The organism is Burkholderia sp. Bp9142 (genome assembly GCF_003853415.1).
In the GTDB taxonomy this organism is placed as follows: Bacteria; Pseudomonadota; Gammaproteobacteria; order Burkholderiales; family Burkholderiaceae; genus Burkholderia.
This window is the reverse complement of record NZ_QTPP01000074.1, coordinates 1-5074: the sequence shown is the minus strand read 5'-3', so window position 1 is coordinate 5074 and position 5074 is coordinate 1. Positions and strand designations below refer to the sequence as shown.

Genomic DNA, 5074 nt, shown 5'->3' with positions numbered 1-5074 from the left:
GGCTGCATCGCGCCGCTCGCGAAGGCGCTGAACCTGTCGCGCGCCGAAGTGCACGGCGTGCTCACTTATTACCACCACTTTCGCACCGCGCCGCCCGCGCGCGTGACGATCCAGATGTGCCGCGCCGAGGCTTGCCGCAGCATGGGCTGCGAAGCACTGGCCGCGCACGCGGAAGCGCGCACGGGTTGCCGGTTCGACGCCGCGCACGGCGATGGCGCCGCTGCACACGCGCCGGGCGACGTCGCGCTCGAATCGGTCTACTGCCTCGGGCTGTGCGCACAATCGCCATCGATGACGGTCAACGGCGTGCTGCACGCCAAGGTCACGCCGGAGAAGTTCGACGCCCTGCTCGCCGACGCGGCCGCCCACACCCCGGAGGCCGCATGACGACCCGCATCTACGTTCCGCGCGATTCGTCCGCGCTGGCGCTCGGCGCCGACGCCCTCGCCGCCGCGATCGTCGCGGAAGCCGAGCGGCGCGGGGTCGCGATCGAACTGATCCGCAACGGTTCGCGCGGGTTGCTGTGGCTCGAGCCGCTCGTCGAGGTCGGCACGTCCGCCGGGCGCGTCGGCTACGCGAACCTGTCGGCCGCCGACGTGTCCGCGCTGTTCGACGCGAACTGGCTCGACGGCGGCGCGCACCCGAGCGGCGTCGGCCTCGTCGATGCGCTGCCCTATCTCGCGCGCCAGCAGCGCCTCACGTTCGCGCGCATCGGCCTGACCGATCCGCTGTCGATCGACGACTACCTGAAGCACGACGGCCTCGCCGGCCTGAAGAACGCACTCGCGCTCGACGGCGACGCCGCGTGCGAATTGCTGATCGAATCGGGGCTGCGCGGCCGCGGCGGCGCGGCCTTCCCGGCCGGCATCAAGTGGCGCACCGTCCGGCAGGCCAGCGCGACGCAGAAATACATCGTCTGCAACGCGGATGAAGGCGATTCGGGCACGTTCTCCGATCGCCTGATCATGGAAAGCGACCCGTACTGCCTGATCGAAGGGATGATCATCGCAGGCATCGCGACGGGCGCGACGCTCGGCTACATCTACGTGCGCAGCGAATACCCGCACGCGATCGCGGCACTCGAAACCGCGATCGTGCGCGCCCGCGAAGCCGGCTGGCTCGGCGAACACGTGCTCGGCTCCGCGCATGCGTTCGACCTGCACGTCGCGAAGGGCGCCGGCTCGTACGTGTGCGGCGAGGAAACGGCACTGCTCGAATCGCTCGAAGGCAAGCGCGGCGTCGTGCGCGCGAAGCCGCCGCTGCCTGCGCTCGCCGGCCTGTTCGGTCAGCCGACCGTGATCAACAACGTCATCACGCTCGCGACCGCGCCGGTGATCTTCGCGCGCGGCGCCGCGTTCTATCGCGACTACGGGATGGGCCGCTCGCGCGGCACGCTGCCGTTCCAGCTCGCGGGCAACATTCGCCACGGCGGTCTCGTCGAGCTCGCGTTCGGCGTCACGCTGCGCGAGCTCCTGTTCGACTACGGCGGCGGCACGGCAAGCGGCCGGCCCGCGCGCGCCGCCCAGGTCGGCGGCCCGCTCGGCACCTATCTGCCCGAACACCAGTGGGATGTGCCGCTCGACTACGAGGCCTATACGGCCATCGGCGCGGTCGTCGGCCACGGCGGCATCGTGCTGCACGACGACACGTCGAATCTCGCGGAGCTCGCCGAATACGCGATGAAGTTCTGCGCGATCGAATCGTGCGGCAAGTGCACGCCGTGCCGGATCGGATCGACGCGCGGCGTCGAGACGATCGCACGCATTCGCGAAGGCGACAGGTCGGAGCGACAAGTCACGCTGCTGCGCGACCTGTGCGACACGATGCTCGCCGGCTCGCTGTGCGCGATGGGCGGGATGACGCCGTATCCGGTGCTGTCCGCGCTCGACCATTTCCCCGAAGATTTCGGGCTCGCCGCCGGCAAGCAAGCCGCGTCGGGTCCGGTCAAGGCTGCGGCCTGACCCAGAAGGAGCCCTGCATGTCCCTCGACACGAACAACGTCCGCCAAGGCGGCTGCGGCTCGGGCCAATGCGCGTGCAAGAGCGCCGCACAGGCGCGCGCATTCGATCCGCTCGACGATACCGACTACGGCACGCCGCAACGGCACGCCGATACCGACGTCACGCTCGAAATCGACGGCCAGCCGGTGACGGTGCCGGCCGGCACGTCGGTGATGCGCGCCGCGATCGAAGCCGGCGTCAACGTGCCCAAGCTCTGCGCGACCGATTCGCTCGAACCGTTCGGCTCGTGCCGTCTGTGCCTCGTCGAAATCGAAGGCCGACGCGGCTACCCGGCGTCATGCACGACGCCCGCCGAAGCCGGGATGAAGGTGCGCACGCAGTCGGACCGGCTGCAGTCGCTGCGCCGCAACGTGATGGAGCTGTACATCTCCGACCACCCGCTCGACTGCCTCACCTGCCCCGCCAACGGCGACTGCGAGCTGCAGGACATGGCGGGCGTCGTCGGCTTGCGCGAAGTGCGCTACGGCTTCGACGGCGCGAATCACCTGCGCGAGCAGAAGGACGAATCGAATCCGTACTTCACGTACGATCCGTCGAAGTGCATCGTGTGCAACCGCTGCGTACGCGCGTGCGAGGAAACGCAAGGCACGTTCGCGCTGACGATCGCCGCGCGCGGCTTCGAATCACGCGTCGCCGCCGGCGAAAGCGAACCGTTCATGGCATCGGAATGCGTGTCGTGCGGCGCCTGCGTCGCCGCCTGCCCGACCGCCACGCTGCAGGAAAAGTCCGTCGTCCAGCTCGGCCAGGCCGAGCACTCGGTCGTCACGACCTGCGCGTACTGCGGCGTCGGCTGCTCGTTCAAGGCAGAGATGAAGGGTACGCAGGTCGTGCGCATGACGCCGCACAAGAACGGCCTCGCGAACGAAGGCCACGCGTGCGTGAAGGGCCGCTTCGCATGGGGCTACGCAACACACAAGGACCGCATCACGAAGCCGATGATCCGCGAGAAGATCACCGACCCGTGGCGCGAAGTCAGCTGGGAAGAGGCGCTCACCTACGCGGCGACGCAATTCCGCAAGCTGCAGCAGAAGTACGGCCGCGATTCGATCGGCGGCATCACGTCGTCGCGCTGCACGAACGAGGAAACCTACCTCGTGCAGAAGCTCGTGCGCGCCGCATTCGGCAACAACAACGTCGACACCTGCGCGCGCGTGTGCCATTCGCCGACCGGCTATGGCCTGAAGACGACGCTCGGCGAATCGGCCGGCACGCAGACCTTCGCGTCGGTCAGCCAAGCCGACGTGATCGTCGTGATGGGCGCGAACCCGACCGACGGCCATCCGGTGTTCGGCTCACGCATGAAGCGGCGCATCCGCGAAGGTGCGAAGCTGATCGTGATCGACCCGCGCCGCATCGACGTGGTCGACGGCCCGCACGTGAAGGCCACGCACCACCTGCAGCTGCGACCCGGCACCAACGTCGCGATGGTCAATGCGCTCGCGCACGTGATCGTCACCGAAGGGCTCGTCGCCGACGCGTTCGTCGCCGAACGCTGCGAGACGCGCGCGTTCGAGCAATGGCGCGACTTCGTGTCGCGTGCCGACAACTCGCCCGAAGCGACCGCGGACGTGACGGGCGTGCCGGCCGAGCTGGTGCGCGAAGCCGCGCGGCTCTATGCGACCGGCGGCAACGCCGCGATCTACTACGGCCTCGGCGTGACCGAACATGCGCAAGGCTCGACGACGGTGATGGGCATCGCGAACCTCGCGATGGCAACCGGCAACATCGGCCGCGAAGGCGTCGGCGTCAATCCGCTGCGCGGCCAGAACAACGTGCAGGGCTCGTGCGACATGGGCTCGTTCCCGCATGAGCTGCCCGGCTACCGGCACATCAGCGACGCAAGCGTGCGCAGTCAGTTCGAAGAAGCATGGTCGGCCACGCTGCAGCCGGAACCGGGGCTGCGCATCCCGAACATGTTCGACGCGGCGCTCGACGGCAGCTTCAAGGGGCTCTACTGCCAGGGCGAGGACATCGTCCAGTCGGACCCGAACACGCAGCACGTCGCCGCCGCGCTGTCGTCAATGGAATGCATCGTCGTGCAGGACATCTTCCTGAACGAAACCGCGAAATACGCGCACGTGCTGCTGCCGGGCTCGACGTTCCTCGAGAAGGACGGCACGTTCACGAACGCGGAGCGCCGCATCTCGCGCGTACGCAAGGTGATGCCGCCGCTCGCGGGCTACGCGGACTGGGAAGTGACGCTGCTGCTGTCGCAGGCGCTCGGCTACGACATGCACTACACGCATCCGTCGGAAATCATGGACGAAATCGCGCGGCTCACGCCGACCTTCTCGGGTGTGTCGTACGCGAAGCTCGATGCGCTCGGCAGCATCCAGTGGCCGTGCAACGAACAGGCGCCGGACGGCACGCCGACGATGCACATCGACGCGTTCGTGCGCGGCAAGGGCCGGTTCGTGATCACGCAGTTCATTCCGACGCCGGAAAAGGTCACGCAGCGCTATCCGCTGATCCTGACCACGGGCCGCATCCTGTCGCAATACAACGTCGGTGCGCAGACGCGCCGGACCGAGAACGTCCGGTGGCACGAAGAGGACCGCCTCGAGATCCATCCGCACGACGCGGAGGATCGCGGGATCCGGACCGGCGACTGGGTCGGCATCGAATCGCGGGCGGGCCAGACCGTGTTGCGTGCGCTCGTGTCCGACCGCATGCAGCCGGGCGTCGTGTACACGACGTTCCACTTCCCCGAATCAGGCGCGAACGTGATCACGACGGACAGCTCCGACTGGGCGACGAACTGCCCGGAATACAAGGTGACTGCCGTGCAGGTGATGCCGGTTGCGCAGCCGTCCGACTGGCAGCGTGCGTACGCGCGCTTCAACTCGGAGCAGCTCGACCTGCTCGAGCGCCGTGCCGCCGCGTCGGCTGCCGTGACGACGGGCAAGTGAGGACGCGATGGACAACGGACACCTGATCGACATGGCCAACCAGATCGGCGCTTTCTTCGAATCGATGCCCGATCGCGAAGAAGCGCTGGCCGGAATCGCCGAGCATATCCGGCGCTTCTGGGAGCCGCGGATGCGGCGTGCGCT

The 5074-nt window shown here is 68.2% G+C and carries 4 protein-coding genes; all 4 read left to right on the top strand.

From position 1 onward, the window contains the following. Positions 1 to 387: NAD(P)H-dependent oxidoreductase subunit E (locus DIE22_RS37570; RefSeq protein WP_124607532.1), on the top strand; the 387-nt coding region annotated here is incomplete at its 5' end. Further along, positions 384 to 1961: an NADH-quinone oxidoreductase subunit NuoF gene (locus DIE22_RS37565; RefSeq protein ID WP_124607531.1), complete on the top strand. Its 1578-nt coding sequence runs from the start codon at positions 384 to 386 to the stop codon at positions 1959 to 1961. The genes DIE22_RS37570 and DIE22_RS37565, both read left to right, overlap by 4 nt. A 17-nt stretch (positions 1962 to 1978) precedes the next feature. Continuing rightward, positions 1979 to 4930, top strand: a complete 2952-nt coding sequence (gene fdhF, locus DIE22_RS37560; protein ID WP_124607530.1) for a formate dehydrogenase subunit alpha — start codon at positions 1979 to 1981, stop codon at positions 4928 to 4930. A 7-nt stretch (positions 4931 to 4937) separates the two neighbouring features. Then, a partial coding sequence (locus tag DIE22_RS37555; protein ID WP_148092774.1) for a formate dehydrogenase subunit delta occupies positions 4938 to 5074 on the top strand: 137 nt, incomplete at its 3' end.

What these genes read in the sequence shown, in the direction of transcription:
- DIE22_RS37565 (WP_124607531.1), top strand. Translation starts at nt 384, where the DNA reads ATGACGACCCGCATCTACGTTCCGCGCGATTCGTCCGCGCTGGCGCTC.
- fdhF (WP_124607530.1), top strand. Translation starts at nt 1,979, where the DNA reads ATGTCCCTCGACACGAACAACGTCCGCCAAGGCGGCTGCGGCTCGGGC.